At 58.0% G+C, this 17,999-nt stretch carries 17 protein-coding genes and 2 tRNA genes; 12 read left to right on the forward strand and 7 right to left on the reverse strand.

Features of this window, described 5'->3' with window-relative positions; genetic code table 11:
• Positions 1-90: 90 nt before the first annotated feature.
• From ACR0DH_RS17560 to ACR0DH_RS17575, 4 genes are all read right to left on the reverse strand, one after another.
• Positions 91-1,659, reverse strand: a complete 1,569-nt coding sequence (locus ACR0DH_RS17560; protein WP_480852697.1) for an alkaline phosphatase D family protein — start codon at positions 1,657-1,659, stop codon at positions 91-93.
• A gap of 134 nt (positions 1,660-1,793) precedes the next feature.
• Positions 1,794-2,159, reverse strand: coding sequence for an SPW repeat domain-containing protein (locus ACR0DH_RS17565; protein ID WP_480550914.1), 366 nt, complete (start codon positions 2,157-2,159; stop codon positions 1,794-1,796).
• Between the two features lie 109 nt (positions 2,160-2,268).
• Positions 2,269-3,219 (reverse strand): AraC family transcriptional regulator, encoded by a 951-nt coding sequence (locus tag ACR0DH_RS17570; protein ID WP_480550912.1) that lies wholly within the window; start codon positions 3,217-3,219, stop codon positions 2,269-2,271.
• A 126-nt stretch (positions 3,220-3,345) separates the two neighbouring features.
• Positions 3,346-4,212, reverse strand: a complete 867-nt coding sequence (locus ACR0DH_RS17575) for a branched-chain amino acid aminotransferase (protein WP_480550910.1) — start codon at positions 4,210-4,212, stop codon at positions 3,346-3,348.
• A 159-nt stretch (positions 4,213-4,371) separates the two neighbouring features.
• On the opposite strand from ACR0DH_RS17575, the gene ACR0DH_RS17580 reads away from it, so the two are divergent.
• The 6 genes from ACR0DH_RS17580 (at position 4,372) to dxs (ending at position 9,629) form a co-directional block, all read left to right on the forward strand.
• Positions 4,372-4,884 carry a MarR family winged helix-turn-helix transcriptional regulator gene (locus ACR0DH_RS17580; RefSeq protein WP_480550908.1) on the forward strand — a complete coding sequence of 171 codons (513 nt, stop codon included), beginning with the start codon at positions 4,372-4,374 and terminating at the stop codon, positions 4,882-4,884.
• Positions 4,881-5,582, forward strand: coding sequence for a response regulator (locus ACR0DH_RS17585; protein ID WP_480550906.1), 702 nt, complete (start codon positions 4,881-4,883; stop codon positions 5,580-5,582). Before ACR0DH_RS17580 ends, ACR0DH_RS17585 begins: the two co-directional genes overlap by 4 nt.
• A gap of 69 nt (positions 5,583-5,651) precedes the next feature.
• Complete coding sequence (locus tag ACR0DH_RS17590) at positions 5,652-6,578, forward strand: histone deacetylase family protein (protein ID WP_480550904.1); 927 nt, start codon at positions 5,652-5,654, stop codon at positions 6,576-6,578.
• Positions 6,575-6,817 (forward strand): exodeoxyribonuclease VII small subunit, encoded by a 243-nt coding sequence (locus tag ACR0DH_RS17595; protein ID WP_170534025.1) that lies wholly within the window; start codon positions 6,575-6,577, stop codon positions 6,815-6,817. The genes ACR0DH_RS17590 and ACR0DH_RS17595 overlap by 4 nt, the downstream gene beginning before the upstream one ends.
• Positions 6,818-7,684 (forward strand): polyprenyl synthetase family protein, encoded by an 867-nt coding sequence (locus tag ACR0DH_RS17600; RefSeq protein WP_480550902.1) that lies wholly within the window; start codon positions 6,818-6,820, stop codon positions 7,682-7,684.
• A gap of 16 nt (positions 7,685-7,700) precedes the next feature.
• A complete protein-coding gene (gene dxs, locus ACR0DH_RS17605) occupies positions 7,701-9,629 on the forward strand; it encodes a 1-deoxy-D-xylulose-5-phosphate synthase (protein WP_480550900.1) in 1,929 nt (642 codons plus the stop codon).
• A 536-nt stretch (positions 9,630-10,165) separates the two neighbouring features.
• Here the strand turns inward: dxs and ACR0DH_RS17610 are convergent.
• Positions 10,166-10,241: transfer RNA gene (locus ACR0DH_RS17610), tRNA-Thr, on the reverse strand.
• Between the two features lie 181 nt (positions 10,242-10,422).
• On the opposite strand from ACR0DH_RS17610, the gene ACR0DH_RS17615 reads away from it, so the two are divergent.
• The 4 genes from ACR0DH_RS17615 to arsB are packed head-to-tail and all read left to right on the forward strand — an operon-like array spanning position 10,423 to position 14,531.
• A complete protein-coding gene (locus tag ACR0DH_RS17615) occupies positions 10,423-11,250 on the forward strand; it encodes an arsenate reductase/protein-tyrosine-phosphatase family protein (protein ID WP_480550898.1) in 828 nt (275 codons plus the stop codon).
• A 1-nt stretch (position 11,251) separates the two neighbouring features.
• Entirely contained in the window at positions 11,252-12,250 is a 999-nt protein-coding gene (locus ACR0DH_RS17620; protein ID WP_480550896.1) for an ArsJ-associated glyceraldehyde-3-phosphate dehydrogenase, read from the forward strand.
• On the forward strand, positions 12,247-13,512 hold the full coding sequence (gene arsJ, locus ACR0DH_RS17625) for an organoarsenical effux MFS transporter ArsJ (RefSeq protein WP_480550894.1): 1,266 nt from the start codon (positions 12,247-12,249) through the stop codon (positions 13,510-13,512). Before ACR0DH_RS17620 ends, arsJ begins: the two co-directional genes overlap by 4 nt.
• Entirely contained in the window at positions 13,509-14,531 is a 1,023-nt protein-coding gene (arsB, locus tag ACR0DH_RS17630; protein WP_480550892.1) for an ACR3 family arsenite efflux transporter, read from the forward strand. The genes arsJ and arsB overlap by 4 nt, the downstream gene beginning before the upstream one ends.
• Before the next feature lie 3 nt (positions 14,532-14,534).
• On the opposite strand, the gene ACR0DH_RS17635 is transcribed toward arsB, so the two are convergent.
• Positions 14,535-14,611: transfer RNA gene (locus tag ACR0DH_RS17635), tRNA-Arg, on the reverse strand.
• 115 nt (positions 14,612-14,726) lie between these two features.
• Between ACR0DH_RS17635 and ACR0DH_RS17640 the strand changes: the two genes are divergently transcribed.
• Together ACR0DH_RS17640 and ACR0DH_RS17645 are read left to right on the forward strand one after the other, a co-directional pair.
• On the forward strand, positions 14,727-15,752 hold the full coding sequence (locus ACR0DH_RS17640; RefSeq protein ID WP_480550890.1) for a LacI family DNA-binding transcriptional regulator: 1,026 nt from the start codon (positions 14,727-14,729) through the stop codon (positions 15,750-15,752).
• Between the two features lie 4 nt (positions 15,753-15,756).
• Positions 15,757-16,971 carry a winged helix-turn-helix domain-containing protein gene (locus ACR0DH_RS17645; protein ID WP_480550888.1) on the forward strand — a complete coding sequence of 405 codons (1,215 nt, stop codon included), beginning with the start codon at positions 15,757-15,759 and terminating at the stop codon, positions 16,969-16,971.
• A gap of 3 nt (positions 16,972-16,974) precedes the next feature.
• Here ACR0DH_RS17645 and ACR0DH_RS17650 read toward each other — a convergent pair whose 3' ends face one another.
• Entirely contained in the window at positions 16,975-17,673 is a 699-nt protein-coding gene (locus ACR0DH_RS17650; RefSeq protein WP_480550886.1) for a fumarylacetoacetate hydrolase family protein, read from the reverse strand.
• Positions 17,674-17,999 lie beyond the last annotated feature (326 nt).

Here is a 17,999-nt window from a genome sequence, read left to right on the forward strand (position 1 = left end):
TTGGCTTTTATCTGACTATTTTTGTATACTATTGCAAGGAAAAAACGCCCTCGAAAAACAACGAGGGCGCAAGTCACAGGGAAACAAGTATCAGATGGACTGACCTTGCGGATCCAAAGTCACCGACCAAAGCTCGGTATCGGCACGATCCATCAGGCGCACCGTCATCTGTTGCGTAGCACCATCAATGTCGACCAGACCAAAGAACTGCAAACCAGCGCTTGGGGGAAGGTTGACGCCCTGCCCTTCGGCGGGGGCTTTGGCAAATTTCACCTCGGGACCGAAGGTGCCATCCAGCGCATTCGGGCCAAAGGTTCCCGCGTGCAGAGGGCCGGACACAAACTCCCAAAACGGTTCAAAATCTTGGAATTGAGCTTTGTTAGGGTCATAGTAGTGCGCCGCGGTATAGTGCACATCCGCGGTGAACCAGACAGTGTTGGTGACGCCTGCGGTTTTGATGAACCGCAGCAGATCGGCAATCTCTAGCTCGCGCCCCTTGGCTGGTCCACTATCACCGTTCGAGATCGCCTCTGCCCCGGCCTGTTCCTTCCAGTTGTCCCAGACAATCAAGCCAATCGGCATGTCCGAGGCGATGACTTTCCAGGTCGCTTGTGATGCTGCAAGCTCGCGCTTTAGCCAATCCAACTGTGCCGCGCCCAGAATGCGGGACTGGTCGGTGATCTCATCTTCCATCGCCGGGCCGTTCGGGCCGCGATAGCTACGAAGATCCAAGAAGAACACCTCAAGCATCGGACCGTATGAAATCTTGCGATAAACCCGACCGGGTTCAGCCGGTGTGATCCGAAGCGGCGTCATCTCATGAAAGGCGCGTCCCGCGCGCGCTTGCAGAACATGCACCGATTTCTCGGAATACCGGTCATCGGAAATCAGGTCTTTGGCATCCGACCAGTTGTTCACCACCTCATGGTCATCCCACTGGAAAAAGGTCGGGCATACCGCATTCATCGCCCGCACATGTTCGTCCATCATGTTGTATTTCCACTGGGCGCGGAATTCATCCAGTGTTTCCGCAACCTTGCGTTTCTCATCGATCAGAGTGGCGTTCTTCCAGATCACCTGCCCGTCTTTTTCAACCTCGTCCTGCATCGGGCCATCGGCGTAGACGGTATCGCCAGAATGGATGAAGAAATCGGGCCGGTGCTGGCTCATGGTCGCATAGGTGCGCATTCCATCGTCGTCGATGCCCCAGCCCTGACCGGCGGTATCCCCTGACCAGGCGAACCGAATATTGCGCCTTGCGGTCGGCGCGGTGCGGAACTGGCCTATAATAGGCTCTGATATGGTGTTGATATCGCTCAGATCAGCGGCCACAAAACGATAGAAGATATCCTGATCCGAGGGCAGCCCATCGATGAGACGCTTAACCGCAAAATCGCTGTTTGGGATCGCATCCATTGGCGGCAATTGGCGGGCATCAGCAAAGCTCTCGGTGGTCGAAACCTCCATCATCACGCGCGCCGGACGATCTGTACGGGTCCAGATCATGCCAGAGCTTGTGTCCACATCGCCCGACTGAACGCCGTGGGTAAACACCGGGCGCGAAGCGGCGCGGCTGATCGCTGGCGTCGACAGCGAGGCTGCAACAGCGGTGCTGCCAGCCAGAAACATGCGGCGGTTGGGGCGAAGGAATTTGGTCATGGGGGCTCTCCTGTCTAGACACCTGTTCGAAGGCACGCGATTGGTAAGCCGCAGTGAGCCGCCCATTTGTAAAACGGGCGGCTCAGTTTCTTGAAACTATCACGATGATATTGTGAAGCCCTGTGGATAAATGCTCAGGCAGCTGCGCGTTGCTCGGGCGCGCTGAGCGAGATAACCGCGACAACTGCAGCCCCGTTCAGCCAATAAAATGCTGCGTCCAGACCCGAAAACCCAAACATGCTGGGCGCAAACAGGAATGTAATGCCGACCAGAAGATCGACAGCCAGATGAAATTTGTAGGGCAACACGCGCCAGATACCGAGGTGGTGATCCGTCAGGACAGTCAGCACGAAGGCAGCCGCCCCGGTGACGACAGACAGCCACAAAGCCAGCGGATTGGATTGACCCAGCCCAAGCACGAAGGGCAGCACCATCAAGGCAATAGCGACAGGATAGTCCAGATATGCGTGGACGGAGCGGGTGACAAAGCGAACAGACATTGCGATTTCCTTTCCTGGGTTGGTATGGCCCCAAGTTAGGTGCAGGTATTCGGTCGCAGAATTCCGGATCGTACGCGAAATCGTGCAGGTCGTTCAGAAACCTGATCGATCAGTGCATCGATCGATAGGCTGCCGGGGACAAGCCAATCTGTTTTTTAAACACACGGGAAAAGGCTGCTTCGGAAGCATATCCAACCTCTGCCGCAGCATCAGCCACATTCCAGCGCGCCTCGGTCAGGCCATGGCAAGCGATTTGCATGCGCCAATCGGTCAGATATTGCATTGGCGTGGTCGCCATCTTCTCAGCAAAAAGCTGCGCGAAGGCAGTGCGTGACATCCCCGCCTCGCGCGCCAGAGACTCAACGCTCCACTCTTGCGCGGGCGCTTGATGAAATGCAGTCAAAGCGCGCGAGATACGAGGGTCAGCAAACCCCGCAATGGCCGAATCCGTAGGGCTTTGATGTTCAAGATGGGCGCGGATCGCCTGCGCAAACAGAACTTCCGAAAGCTTCAGAGCGATCAAGTCACCGCCAATCCGCGCACCGCTAACCTCAGACCCGATCATGCGAAGCGTGGCTTCGATCCAGGCCCCGGCCTCTTCGCCATAGTTCTCGATCAGGATGTAAGGTGGCAGGCGGTCGATCAGCATATGGCCGGTACCTTGGCGCCCCGGCGGACCTGTGAATGAGAAATGACCGCAGATCAGCTGAGTGTCACGCCCGGTCTCTTCACCGCCGTGGACCAGCACACCGTCCCCCTGGTAGCCCGACTCCTTCAGCACCTGTTCAAGCGGCAACGCATCGACCGGTTGGACCTGGTTGCATAGCAGTGCATGGGCAGAACCGTGGGGGATCAGGATCAGGTCGCCTTGCTTAAGTCGCACAGTTTCGCCTGTGTTAGAGACGAATACCTTCAGCTCACCCCGCTGCACGAAGTGGAAGCGCGCCACATTCTGATAGGACGGCACCTGGACACCGAAGGGTGGCGTGAAAGAGGTTCGGAAGTAGAACGTTCCCCTTAGGGACAGACGTGTCAGGATATCGCTCAGCAGGTCTAGCATGGGTGTAACCTACAGCGGCCCATGCATTCGTCCAGCTGTCTGAACGATCTGCACAAGAACTTGAACGATGCGCAAAGAAAAACCCCCGCTTAACGCGAGGGTTCAGGGCTGATGCTTCAACATCGCTTAGGCGCGCACCAGTTTCTCATAGTCCTCGGCGATCTCACGCGTGATGTCGCCCACCTCAAACGTGTAGTCACCGATTTGGCCTACAGGCGTGACCTCGGCCGCTGTGCCGGTCAGCCAACACTGTTCAAAATCCGCCATTTCTTCGGGCTTGATACGGCGTTCATGGACGGTGAGACCTTTGTCTTTCAGCATCTGAATCACGGTCTGACGTGTAATGCCGTTCAGGAAGCAATCGGCCAGCGGGGTGTGCACCTCTCCGTCCTTGACGAAGAACACGTTCGCACCGGTTGCCTCGGCCACATAGCCGCGCCAGTCCATGAACAGCGCGTCAGAACACCCTTTGGCTTCGGCCTTGTGCTTTGAGATCGTGCAGATCATGTACAGGCCTGCCGCTTTGGCGTGTACTGGGATGGTTTCCGGGCTGGGGCGCTTCCATTCCGCGATGTCCAGCTTGGCACCCTGCATCTTGGCATCCCCATAATAGGCACCCCAAGGCCAGACCGCGATGGCCATGCGCACTGGGTTCTTGGCCGAGGCGACACCCATATCCTCACCCGAGCCGCGCCAGACCAGCGCCCGCACATAAGCGTCCGTCAGACCGCTGGCTTTCAGGGCTTCTTCCTTGGCGGCTTCGATATCATCGACCGAGTAGGGCATCGGCATGTCTAAAGCCTCTGCCGAGGCGATCAGACGCTCGGAGTGTTCGCGGCTTTTGAAGATTTTGCCGTTATAGGCACGCTCACCTTCGAACACCGAGGACGCATAATGCATCGCGTGGGTCAGAATATGTACGTTCGCCTCACGCCAGGGCACCAGTTTGCCATCCATCCAGATGGTGCCATCACGATCATCATACCCCGCCATGCGAAACCTCCAGCCTTGGGTTGAATTTCCGATTGTTGCGCTATTTAGGTCCGATGCGGACACAATCTTGCGCAAAAACTGCGATTCGATACCTGTCTGCCCTTGGAATGTCAATAACGCTGACATAAAGTGAACGGCGTGTAACGCATGAGGCATGATATGTCCGAAATCCGTCCCGCTCCGAAGTTTGGGGGCGAAAGCCTGTTGTTTCTTACTGATGAGCAGTTGCGACAGGGGATCGAGGCCATGTTCTTTGCCTATCGCGGCTTTACTGCTGATCCCGATCGCATCCTGTCCGAGATGTCTTATGGCCGCGCCCACCATCGGGCGATCCATTTCGTCAATCGCGCACCGGGGACCACGGTGAACAACCTGCTGGCCATACTGGGCGTGACAAAACAATCCCTGAACCGTGTGCTACGGACATTGATCGAGGATGGTATGGTCGAAAGCCGGGTGGGTACTGTCGACAAGCGCGAACGGCATCTTTTCCTGACTGACAAGGGTCGCGCGCTAGAGGCGACACTGTCCGATGCCCAGCGCGCCCGGATGCGTGCGGCGTATAAGGATGCGGGGCCCGAAGCCGTCGCTGGATTTCGTAAAGTTCTTGAAGCGATGATGGATGCTGATATGCGTCATGCTTATACGAAGTTGCGGGATACGACCTCATGAGCGATATGGACGTCCATCTGCTGATCGTCGATGATGACGAACGCATTCGCGATCTGTTAAAGAAGTTTCTGATGCGGAACGGGTTTCTGGTGACGGCGGCCCGCGACGCGGCGCATGCGCGGCGGGTTCTGTCCGGGTTGGATTTCGACATGATCGTGCTGGACGTAATGATGCCGGGCGAGGATGGCGTGAGCCTGACAAAGGCGCTGCGCGAAACCCATACGACTCCGATCCTGCTGCTGACCGCGCGGGGCGAGACCGAGCATCGGATTGCCGGGCTTGAGGCCGGGGCCGATGACTATCTGGCCAAACCGTTTGAGCCGAAAGAGCTGTTGCTGCGCATCAACGCCATTCTGCGGCGGATGCCCGAAGCTCCGGCTCAGGATGCGGCAGCGAAAATCCTGACCCTTGGCCCGATCCGCTATGATATTGAGCGAGGAGAGATGTGGCAGGGGGAGGACCCGGTGCGTCTGACCGCAACCGAAAGCCAGTTGATGAAGATCTTCTCGGCCAAGCCGGGTGAGCCGATCAGCCGGGCAAAACTGGTCGAGGATCTGGGCCGCGACAAGGGGCAGGCGCAGGAGCGGGCAGTCGACGTGCAGATCACGCGGTTACGTCGGAAGATCGAGCAAGACCCAAAGCAGCCTCGGTATTTGCAGACGGTACGCGGCGCCGGGTATATGCTGGCCCCGGATTGATTGGGCCGCTGCGCGGCGATTTTATGCCTTCGGCGAGGATATTTTTAGCCAGATGAACAGGGGATCCCGATGAAGACTGCCTTGCTGACCCATGCCGATTGTCTGGGGCATGTGACACCGGACGGGCATCCCGAGCGGGTGGCGCGGTTGGAGTATATTCTTCATGCGCTGGAGCCTTTGGATCTGGATCGCAGAACTGCGCCGATGGCAGCGGATGATGATTTGCTGCGAGTCCATCCCGAAGACCACATCCGGGATATTCGCGCAGCGCGTCCAGCTGATGGCTATACGCAGATTGATGGGGATACCTTTATGTCTCCGGGCTCGGTCGATGCGGCCTATCGCGCGGCGGGCGCCGTGGTGCGGGCGGTCGATCTGGTGCTTGGGGGAGAGGTTTCGAACGCGTTTTGCGCGATCCGGCCGCCGGGCCATCACGCGGAAACAGACAAGGCGATGGGGTTTTGCCTGTTCGGCAATGCGGCGCTTGCAGCAAAACATGCGCTGGATCATCACGGGTTAAGCCGCGTCGCCGTGGTTGATTTCGATGTGCATCATGGCAATGGTACGCAGGATCTGCTGTGGGACGAGAAGCGCGCGTTGGTGATTACCAGCCAGCAGATGCCCCTATGGCCCGGATCGGGACGACCGGATGAGACTGGTGCATATGAAACCATTGTGAACATACCACTGGCCCCGGGCACGGGTGGGTCTGAGATGCGGGCGGCTTATGAAGCGCAGGCGTTTTCGCGTCTGCGTGCGTTCAGGCCTGAGTTGATCATCATCTCAGCCGGGTTTGACGCCCATCAGGACGATCCGCTGGCCAATCTGAACTGGTCCACCGGCGATTTTGCATGGATCACCGCTGAGCTGTGCAAGATCGCCGATGAGGTTTGTGAAGGCCGTATCGTCTCGACTCTGGAAGGCGGGTATGATCTGAACGCACTGGCCGAGGCGACGCGCGCCCATGTGGAAGAACTGATGAAGGCAGCACAATGACCGATACTCCCGTTGAACAGATGACGTTTGAACAGGCGATGAAAGAGCTTGAAGCTGTAGTCGGCCAGTTGGAACGCGGCGACGTGGCTCTGGATCAGTCAATTGCGCTCTATGAACGCGGAGCGGCCCTGAAGAAACGCTGCGAAGATGAGTTGAAGCGGGCCGAAGAGAAGGTCGCCGCGATCACTTTGGACGCGGGCGGCCAGCCGACCGGGACGACACCTGTCGACGGTCAGTAAATGTTTCGGGAAAGGCTGGCACAGGACGCCGCGCAGATTCAGGCGCAGTTTGAACATGTGCTGAAGGGCTTCGATGATTTCGACGTGACGCGGGCCATGGGCTATGCCACTCGTGGCGGTAAGCGCTTGCGGGGGTTTTTGGTGCTGGAAAGCGCCCGCTTGCATGACGTGGACGAGGCGCGCGCGATCTGGCCCGCCGCGGCGATTGAAGCACTGCACGCTTATTCACTGGTCCACGACGATCTGCCCTGCATGGATGATGATGACCTGCGGCGCGGGCGCCCCACAACCCATGTGAAATGGGATGAAGGAACGGCGGTTCTGGCCGGAGACGCGCTGCAGACACTGGCCTTTGAGCTGTGCACACGCCCTGAGGTGGGCAATGCCGAAATTCGTGCGGATCTGGCCCTGACGCTGGCCAAAGCCAGCGGTGCGCAGGGCATGGTTATGGGTCAGGCGCTGGATATCGCTGCTGAATCGGCGGCGGAGCCTTTGTCGCTTGAGGCGATCACCCATTTGCAAGCAGGCAAAACTGGCGCCTTGATTGAATGGTCTGCCTGTGCCGGTGCACGGCTGGCACAGGCCGATCCGTCCGCCTTGCGCCAATATGCCCAAGCCCTTGGCCTTGCTTTTCAAATTGCAGATGACATCTTGGATGTGGAAGGTGATGCGGAGCGCGCCGGAAAACGGCTGCAGAAAGATGCGGATGCGGGCAAAGCCACGTTTGTGTCGCTGCTTGGGTTGGGCCCCGCCAAAACCCGTGCGGCAGAACTGGTGGATCGGGCTTGCGCCGCGCTGGATGGATATGGACCAAGGGCCGAAACCTTGAAGGATGCCGCCCGCTTCGTTATTGCCCGGGACAGCTAAGTCAGGAACGCGCTAAATGTCTGATCGCCCGAACACGCCTCTGCTGGATCTTGTGAGCCGTCCTGCCGACCTCAAGCAGTTCTCGGACACGCAGTTGCATCAGGTGGCGCAGGAATTGCGGGCCGAGACGATTTCCGCCGTGTCCGTCACTGGCGGGCATCTGGGTGCGGGATTGGGCGTTGTGGAACTGACCACCGCGCTGCATGCAGTGTTCGACACACCCCGCGACAAGATTGTCTGGGATGTGGGGCACCAGTGCTATCCGCATAAGATCCTGACCGAACGACGTGATCGCATTCGAACGTTGCGCATGAAAGATGGCCTCAGCGGATTCACCAAACGCAGCGAGAGCCCCTATGACCCCTTTGGGGCTGCGCATAGCTCAACCTCGATCAGTGCAGCGCTTGGTTTTGCGGTTGCGCGCGATCTGGGCGGCGTCACGCCCGAAGGGCTGGGCGATGCGATTGCGGTGATCGGCGATGGCTCGATGTCGGCGGGTATGGCCTTTGAGGCGATGAACAATGCGGGCCACCTGAAAAAGCGCCTGATCGTGATTCTGAACGACAATGAGATGAGTATCGCGCCGCCCGTTGGCGCGCTGTCCAACTACCTATCGCGCATCTATGCCGAGGAACCGTTTCACGATCTGAAAGCCGCTGCTAAGGGTGCGGTGTCGCTGCTGCCCGAGCCATTCCGCGAAGGGGCCAAGCGCGCCAAGGAGATGCTGAAAGGCATGGCCGTTGGCGGCACTTTGTTTGAGGAGCTTGGCTTTTCCTATCTCGGTCCAATCGACGGGCATGATCTGGACCAATTGCTGCCGGTGCTCCGCACGGTCAAAGCGCGTGCGACGGGTCCGATCCTTATTCATGTTCTGACCAAGAAGGGCAAAGGCTACGCCCCCGCCGAGCAAGCCCGCGACAAGGGTCACGCCACCGCCAAGTTCGATGTGGTGACGGGTGAGCAGAAAAAGGCGCCATCGAACGCACCATCTTATACGTCGGTCTTTGGTAAGACGCTGGTGGAAGAGGCCGCGCGCGATGACAAGATCGTCGCCGTCACGGCGGCGATGCCAGACGGCACCGGGCTGAACCTGTTTGCGGAACGCTACCCATCGCGCTGTTTCGACGTGGCGATTGCAGAACAGCACGGGGTGACCTTCTCGGCAGCGCTGGCGGCGGGCGGGATGAAACCCTTCTGCGCGATCTATTCGACTTTCTTACAGCGCGGATACGATCAGGTGGTGCATGATGTGGCGATCCAGCGCCTACCTGTCCGCTTTGCCATCGACCGCGCCGGGCTGGTCGGTGCCGATGGCGCAACCCATGCAGGGTCCTTTGACATTGCCTACCTATCAAACCTTCCAGGTATGGTTGTCATGGCCGCCGCAGATGAGGCGGAACTGATGCATATGGTGGCCACCGCAGTCGCACATGACGAAGGCCCCATCGCGTTCCGCTATCCACGTGGCGAAGGTGTGGGCGTTGACCTGCCCGAACGCGGAGAGGTGCTGGAGATCGGCAAAGGCCGCATGATCCAGGAAGGCGCGCGCGTGGCATTGCTCTCCTTTGGCACACGCCTCGCAGAGGTGCAGAAAGCCGCCGAGTCGCTGGCCGCGCGGGGGATCACACCCACCATCGCAGATGCCCGTTTCGCTAAGCCACTGGATCGCGATCTGATTCTGGGTCTGGCGGAAACGCACGAGGCGCTGATCACTATTGAAGAAGGCGCTGTGGGCGGGTTCGGCAGCCACGTAGCGCAATTGTTGGCGGATGAAGGGGTGTTTGATCGGGGCCTGAAATACCGATCAATGGTTTTGCCCGACATCTTTGTCGATCAGGCCAGCCCGGCTGACATGTATGCCGTGGCGGGTATGAATGCCGAGCATATCGAGGCGAAAGTCTTAGATGTTCTGGGCGTCGCATCGATCGGCGAAAAACGCGCGTAAGCGCTAAGCTGAGCTTGGGTGCAACGCTCGCAGGCTTATCTGCGACCGTCAATTCCATCGTTTTGCTTCTCATGGAGCACGCTATGAAAAAGAGCTTTGGTTTCCGACTGGTCCAGACCCCCATCGAAACGCTCGTCATCAGATGAGTCCGGAGCAAGATTTCCCGGTATGGAAATACGGACTGATTTGTTTTCCAACCATTGGTTCAGAAGCGACTTAATCGACATTTTTAAACTCCAGCGCGTGTATTTCTTAATCAATGAGGTCGCTGCGGGTCGTTTCCGAACCGTGAGGGGGAGGTGGCTCAAGGAAATTTTGTGAGTGAGCGGAACCCGCAGCGACACGGCGCATCTACGAGTTTTATTTGACCGTGGAAGGTATGGAATTCCGCCAGTTTTTGCGTTTGTTGACCGGTCAGTCAAAATTTTCGTTCGCAAGCTTACGTTTACGTCAACTTTCTAACCAAGCGGTCTTAGATCTGGACGTTGCGTCACATTCGTTCGATCGCTTCTGTGAGTACTTTAGTGCCAGTTTTTTGGTGCCGCTGAAGGGACTCGAACCCCCGACCCCATCATTACGAATGACGTGCTCTACCAGCTGAGCTACAGCGGCACCTATGGTCGCCCTGACAGGATACGCCCGGGTGCGGAGCGTCATTTAGACCGTCATGATCGGGCCCGCAGGTCCAGATGCATATGCATGGGAAATCAGCGGGCACCTCGGTTTATGAAAGTTCTGTAAAAAGGTCGAACTTGGATTGATCGGCCAACATTATTTCGATAATTCATGAAATATGATAGAAAGAATCACAGATCAGCTGGCCATTCTGGGCCACCCACAACGCATCACCGTGTTTCGCATGTTAATGCGTCGGTTTCCTGACACCGTGCCGGCAGGTGAGCTGGCATCTGAGCTGGATATTAAGCCCAGCACCATGTCGAACTATCTGAACGCGCTGCAACGGTGCGGGTTGGTGACACAGCAACGTTCTGGCACGTCGCTGCTCTACTCCATCGACATGAAGAATGTGCAGGGGATGCTGGATTTCCTGATCGTCGATTGCTGCCGAGGGCGGCCCGATCTCTGTATGCCTTCAACAAAAGGAAAAGGCGAAATGACTGACCGCAAGTTCAACGTTCTGTTTCTGTGCGTGGGAAACTCTGCGCGCTCGATCTTTGCTGAATCGCTGCTGCGCCAGATGGGTGGGGATCGGTTCACCGTCTATTCCGCAGGAACGCAACCCGCGTCCGAGCTGAACCCATTTGCCGTGCAGGTCTTGCACGATAAGGGTCACGATACCTCGGTCCTGCGTTCAAAGCATATGTCCGAGTTCGCCACGGCTGAGGCACCACAGATGGATTTTGTCTTTACCGTCTGTAACAGGGCAGCGAACGAGGAATGCCCCGCCTGGGAGGGTCAACCGATCAGCGGCCATTGGGGCATGGAAGACCCAGTCAAAGCAACCGGAACAGATGCCGAGAAAAGCCTAGCTTTCCAAACAGCCTATGGCGCGCTGAAGCACCGGATCGAGGCGTTCACCTCCTTGCCAGTCGAAAACCTTGACCGGATCGCCCTACAATCTGCTGTCGATGAAATCGGCAGAACCTCTGTCGGAGACTGAAATGACCACATATGCTGTGAATGGCTTGGGCCGTATAGGAAAGCTGGCCCTGAAACCGCTGTTGGAAAAAGGCGCCAAGATCGCCTGGATCAATGACGCGGTCGGAGACGCCGAGATGCACGCGCATCTGTTGGAATTCGACACCGTCCATGGCCGCTGGGATGCCACTTTCGAGCATGATGACGACAGCGTCACCATCAACGGCACCCGGCTGCCCTTCATCGGTACCAAGGACCTGAGCGCCCTGCCGCTGGACGGCGTTGATGTGGTGATCGACTGCACCGGTGTCTTCAAGACCGAGGCAAAGCTGGCCCCTTATTTCGAAGCTGGTGCGAAAAAAGTTGTCGTCTCAGCCCCAGTCAAGGACGGCCCGACCGCCAATATCGTGATGGGTGTGAATGACAACATCTACGATCCGGCGACCCATCAGATCGTAACTGCAGCCTCCTGCACGACGAACTGTCTGGCCCCGGTGGTGAAGGTCATCCACGAGAACCTGGGCATCCGCCACGGCTCGATGACCACAATCCATGACGTGACCAACACACAGACCATCGTGGACCGCCCCGCCAAGGACCTCCGCCGGGCGCGGTCTGCGCTGAACTCTCTGATCCCGACCACAACCGGCTCGGCCACGGCGATCACGCTGATCTACCCTGAACTCAAGGGGCGTCTGAACGGCCATGCGGTGCGGGTGCCGCTGTTGAACGCCTCACTGACCGACTGCGTGTTCGAGGTTGAGCGTGAAACCACCGTCGAAGAGGTCAACGCCTTCTTCAAAGCCGCCGCCGAAGGTGAGTTGAACGGCATTCTGGGCTATGAGACCCGGCCGCTGGTCTCGACCGACTACACCAATGACGAACGCTCCTCGATCGTGGATGCGCCATCGACCATGGTTGTGAACGGTACGCAGGTGAAAATCTATGCCTGGTATGACAACGAGATGGGCTATGCGCATCGTCTGGTCGATGTGGCGCTGATGGTTGGGGCCTCGCTGTGACCGACCGGCCCGAGGGGCTGTCGGCCTATATCGCGGTCACGGCGGCCTATTGGGCCTTTATGCTGACCGACGGGGCCTTGCGGATGTTGGTGCTGTTGCACTTTCATACGCTGGGCTTCTCACCGGTGCAGCTGGCCTATCTGTTCGTTCTATATGAGATCGCCGGAATGGTGACCAACCTTGCGGCGGGTTGGATCGCGGCGCGGTTTGGCCTGACCTCGACGCTCTATGCCGGGCTTGGGTTGCAGGTGGTCGCGCTGCTGGCGCTGACGCAACTCGACCCTAACTGGGCGATTGGAGCATCCGTGGCCTTTGTCATGATCGTGCAAGGCGCCAGCGGAGTGGCCAAGGATCTGGCCAAGATGTCTTCGAAATCTGCGGTGAAACTGCTGGCCCCGACCGAGGGCAGCGGGCTGTTTCGCTGGGTGGCGCTGTTGACCGGCTCAAAAAACGCCGTCAAAGGGCTGGGCTTTTTGCTTGGTGCGGCGATGCTGGCAACGCTGGGCTTTCAGGCGGCGATCATCGTGATGGCAGTCGTTCTGGCGGTGATCCTATTCGCCGTCATCCGCTTCATGCCCCCCGGCCTGCCCAAAGGGCGCAAGGGCGCGAAGTTCTCTGAGGTCTTTTCGAAATCTGCCAACGTCAACTGGCTGTCCGCCGCGCGGGTTTTCCTGTTCGGTGCCCGCGACGTGTGGTTCGTGGTCGGCATCCCGATCTATTTCTACGCCGTCCTCTCGGATGGCACCGAAGAGGGCAACCGCGCTGCCTTTTTCATGATCGGCACCTTTATGGCCTTCTGGATCATCCTCTACGGCGTCATTCAGGCCAACGCGCCCAAAATCCTGCGGGCCTCAGACCGATCCGAAGGCGATTTGATCCGCGCCGCACGCAGCTGGGCCGCGATGCTTTTCTGCGTACCTGCGGCTCTAACACTGGCAGTTTTGCTGTCTTCCGGGCCGGAGACATGGCTGACAATCACTTTGGTCGTAGGCCTTCTGGTGTTTGGGGCAATCTTTGCCGTCAACTCATCCCTGCATTCCTATCTGATCCTCGCCTTCACCAAGTCCGAACGGGTCACGATGGATGTCGGCTTCTACTACATGGCCAACGCGACGGGGCGCCTTTTGGGCACCGTGCTGTCCGGCTTTACCTATCAGGTCGGCGGCCTGCCCCTTGTGCTGGGCACAGCGGCTGTCATGGTGGCCCTTGCAGCGCTCACTTCGGGCAAGCTGACCGACCAAACAACTGAGGCATATTCATGAGCATCTTCGAGCGCTATCTGACCATCTGGGTCGCCCTCGCCATGGTCGGCGGCGTGCTGATCGGATTGGCAGCACCCGGTCTGGTCGGGTTGGTCGCCTCAGCCGAATTCGCAAGCGTCAACCTGGTTGTCGCCGTTCTGATCTGGGCAATGGTCTACCCGATGATGGTTGGCGTGGATTTCCGAGCGGTCGCCGGTGTCGCACGCCAACCAAAAGGCCTGATTGTGACGCTAGTGGTCAACTGGTTGATCAAACCTTTCACTATGGCCCTCCTGGCCGTTCTGTTCTTTGACTATGTCTTTGCGCCTTGGATCGCACCCGAGGATGCCGCCCAATACACTGCAGGCTTGATCCTGCTGGGCGCAGCGCCTTGTACCGCGATGGTCTTCGTCTGGTCACAGCTGACCAAGGGCGATGCGACCTATACGCTGGTGCAGGTCTCAGTGAACGATCTGATCATGGTGGTAGCCTTCGCGCCGATTGTGGCCTTTCTGCTTGGTGTGACCGACATATCTGTCCCATGGCAGACATTGGTACTGGCCACTGTCCTCTATGTCGTTCTGCCACTGATGGCCGGGCTGCTCACACGCCGGAAGCTGGGATCAAAAGACGCAATCGACACGTTTTCTGCACGGGTAAAACCATGGTCCATCATGGGCCTAATCGCTACCGTGGTCATCCTGTTTGGCCTTCAGGGCCAGACGATCCTGTCCAAGCCCATGGTCATCGTCCTGATCGCCATACCGATCCTAATTCAAAGCTACGTCATCTTTGCGCTGGCCTACGGCGCGGCCTATGCTCTGAAAGTCCCCCACCGCATCGCGGCACCCTGTGCCATGATAGGCACATCCAACTTCTTCGAACTGGCCGTCGCAGTGGCCATCAGCCTGTTTGGTCTGAACTCTGGCGCGGCATTGGCAACGGTCGTTGGTGTCCTCGTCGAAGTCCCGGTGATGCTGTCCCTGGTCGCCTTCGCCAACCGGACCCGCGGTAGGTTTGCTGAGCCTGTGGTGCAGTAACAATGGCGACCCCGGCAGGATTCGAACCTGCAACCTGCCCCTTAGGAGGGGGCTGCTCTATCCAGTTGAGCCACGGGGCCGCTTGGGGCCTTCTGTAACCGGGAATTTCGGGGTTGTCATTGCCTTTGCACAATTGTTGTACACGTCGACCTGTTCACGCTACCATCGGGCAAAACAACAACGCAGGTGCCTCTCGTGAACACAGAAACCAAACGCCCGCTGACCCTTCGAGATGTATCCGAGGCTTCGGGGGTCTCAGAGATGACGGTCAGTCGGGTCCTGCGCAATCGTGGGGATGTGTCTGATGCCACCCGCACACGTGTTTTGGCCGCCGCGAAAGAGCTGGGATATGTCCCCAACAAAATAGCAGGTGCACTGGCGTCCAGCCGGGTTAACCTGGTTGCCGTTATCATCCCGTCGTTGTCAAACATGGTGTTCCCCGAGGTTCTGACCGGCATCAACCAGGTGCTGGAAGATACCGAACTCCAGCCTGTGGTCGGCGTCACCGACTATCTGCCCGAGAAAGAAGAGAAGGTGCTGTACGAGATGCTCTCGTGGCGACCTTCAGGCGTGATCATTGCGGGACTGGAGCATACCGAGGCCGCCCGCGCCATGCTGGATTCCTCTGGCATTCCGGTGGTCGAGATCATGGATACCGACGGCAAACCGGTGGATGCGATGGTCGGAATCTCTCATCGTCGTGCGGGCCGCGAGATGGCGCAGGCGATCCTGAAAGCGGGCTATGAACATATCGGTTTCATGGGCACCAAGATGCCATTGGACCATCGCGCGCGAAAGCGGTTCGAAGGCTTCACCGAAGTGCTCGGCAAGAAAGGGATCGAGATCGAGGATCGGGAATTCTATTCCGGCGGTTCAGCGCTCGCCAAGGGCCGCGAGATGACACAGACCATGCTGGAACGCTCACCCGATTTGGATTTTCTTTATTATTCCAACGACATGATCGGGGCGGGTGGTCTATTGTATCTGCTGGAGCAGGGCATCGATGTTCCCGGACAGATTGGTCTGGCCGGGTTTAACAATGTGGAACTGTTGCAAGGCCTACCGCGCAAACTGGCAACGATGGATGCCTGTCGGTTGGAGATTGGTCGGCAAGCGGCCGAAATCATCGCGGAACGGCTCAAGGACCCGGAATCTGAGATTGAGACCCGCGTGACTCTGACCCCCAAAATTAGCTTTGGCGATACGCTGAAACGGCGCTAGGCCGATGGCACTGCGGCAACTGGATAACCGCACAGCGCGGACGATCTTTATGGATCGTCATGCGCTGGCCGAGCCGCCTGCGGGACGTTCCAAAGGGGCAGACCTGTTGGAGCTAATCCAGCGGCTGGGCTTTGTTCAGCTCGACAGTATCAACACCGTCGCCCGCGCCCATGACATGATCTTGTTCTCGCGCAGGCCCAGCTATCGCAGCGGGAATCTGAAACGCCTCTATGAACACGATCGGGCGTTGTTTGAACATTGGACCCATGACGCCGCTGTCATCCCGATGGAGTATTACCGTCATTGGCATCTGCGGTTTCTGCGTGATGCTGATCTGTTGAAGTCGCGGTGGAAGAATTGGCGCCGGGATGGGTTCGAACAGCAGTTCGAGACGGTGCTGAACCATATCCGAGATCATGGTGCGGTGTCCTCATCCGATGTCGGGAAGGGCGAAAAGAAAGGGTCCGGCGGGTGGTGGGATTGGCATCCCTCCAAGACGGCGCTTGAGTTTCTGTGGCGCTCCGGCGCGCTGACCGTGGTCGGGCGCGACGGGTTTCAAAAACGCTATGACCTGACGGAGCGGGTGATCGAGACGCATCTGTGCCCCGGTCAACACCCATGTGACGCTGAGGCGACCGTCGATTGGCTTTGCAATGCCGCGCTGGACCGGCTTGGCTTCGCCACATCAGGTGAGATCGCTGCGTTCTGGGATACTGTCAGCCCGACGGAGGCCAAAGATTGGTGCGCGAAAGCTCTGCAATCGGGAGCCTTGGAGGAAATCGAGATTGCCTGTGTTGACGGGCGAACGCGCAATCTTTTTGCACGACCCGATCTGACCGATGATTTGGCGGACCTACCCCAACCAACCGGGCGCATCCGCGTGCTCAGCCCGTTTGATCCGATGCTACGTGACCGGAACCGGGCCGAGCGGCTGTTTGGTTTTCACTACCGGATCGAGGTTTTTGTGCCTGAGGCGAAACGGACCTATGGCTACTACGTGTTCCCATTACTTGAGGGTGACAAGCTGCTTGGGCGGATCGATATGAAAGCGCATCGGGATGCGGGCGAACTGCGCGTGCGTGCCCTTTGGCCGGAACGCACCATCCGATGGTCTGACGCGCGCACCCGCCGCCTAGAGGCCGAATTGGATCGGGTTCGCAGATTTACGGACCTGGATCGCGTTAGCTTTGTACAAGATTGGCTGAAAGAGCCAAAATAGACCCTATTCCGCGTTGCTCAGGGTCAACCGAAGCGGTGCAAGCCCGTCAATGCCACCTTCGATCATATCCCCCGCAACTACGGGCCCGACGCCGGCAGGCGTTCCTGTCAGGATCAGGTCTCCGGGACGCAGGTGATAGTAACCGGACAAATGGCATATGATCTCATCAATCTTCCAGATCAGCTCTTGCAGGCTTGCATCCTGACGGAGTTCGGAATTGACACTCAAATGAATACGCTTGCTGTCGTCCGGAGCCCACTCAGCCGCACGGGTCAGCGGTGCAAAAACCGTTCCATTCTCTAAATCCTTGCCCAAATCCCAAGGGCGCTGTTTGTTGCGTTCACGGATTTGCAGATCGCGGCGCGTCATATCCAGCGCACAACCATAGGCATAAACCGCATCCCAGGCCTGAGCGCTGGTCGCTTTGAACACCGGTCTGCCGATGGCTACGGCCAATTCCATTTCGTGATGGAAATTCTCGGTTCCGGGCGGATACGGCACGGTCGCGCCGGTCAGAATGGCGTTCGACGCGGATTTGGTGAAATAGAAGGGCGCTTCACGATCCACCTCATGCCCCATCTCGGCTGCATGGGCAGCATAGTTGCGACCAACGCAGAAAATCCGACCAACCGGATACCGGGCCGCTTCACCCTGCACTGGGATGCCAAGGATATCCGGAATCGGGAACAAATGGTCGGTCATGATGGGCCCTTATGCATGTTTGCGCGCATCTTAATTCACAAGACCAATCCCGCAACCCGCAGAAATCCGCCGGTTTTTACACAGCTCTCCCTGTAAATTCGGCACGGAACTGCCCAATTTTGACAATTTGGAAACGAATTGTTTCCCGAATCCCGAGGAATCGGTTTTAGATATACACATCGGATGCGCTTTTTGACCCCCGGCGCAGTTCGATACCTGCGATGGGCCCCAGAATCTGCACATCGCCATTTGACGAAAAGTGCTTGGATACCATCCTGTTCGCCCCAGAACGCTGGTTGCCAAAGTAATGAACCAATCTATTTGGC

This window comes from Ruegeria sp. I1 (assembly GCF_056532675.1).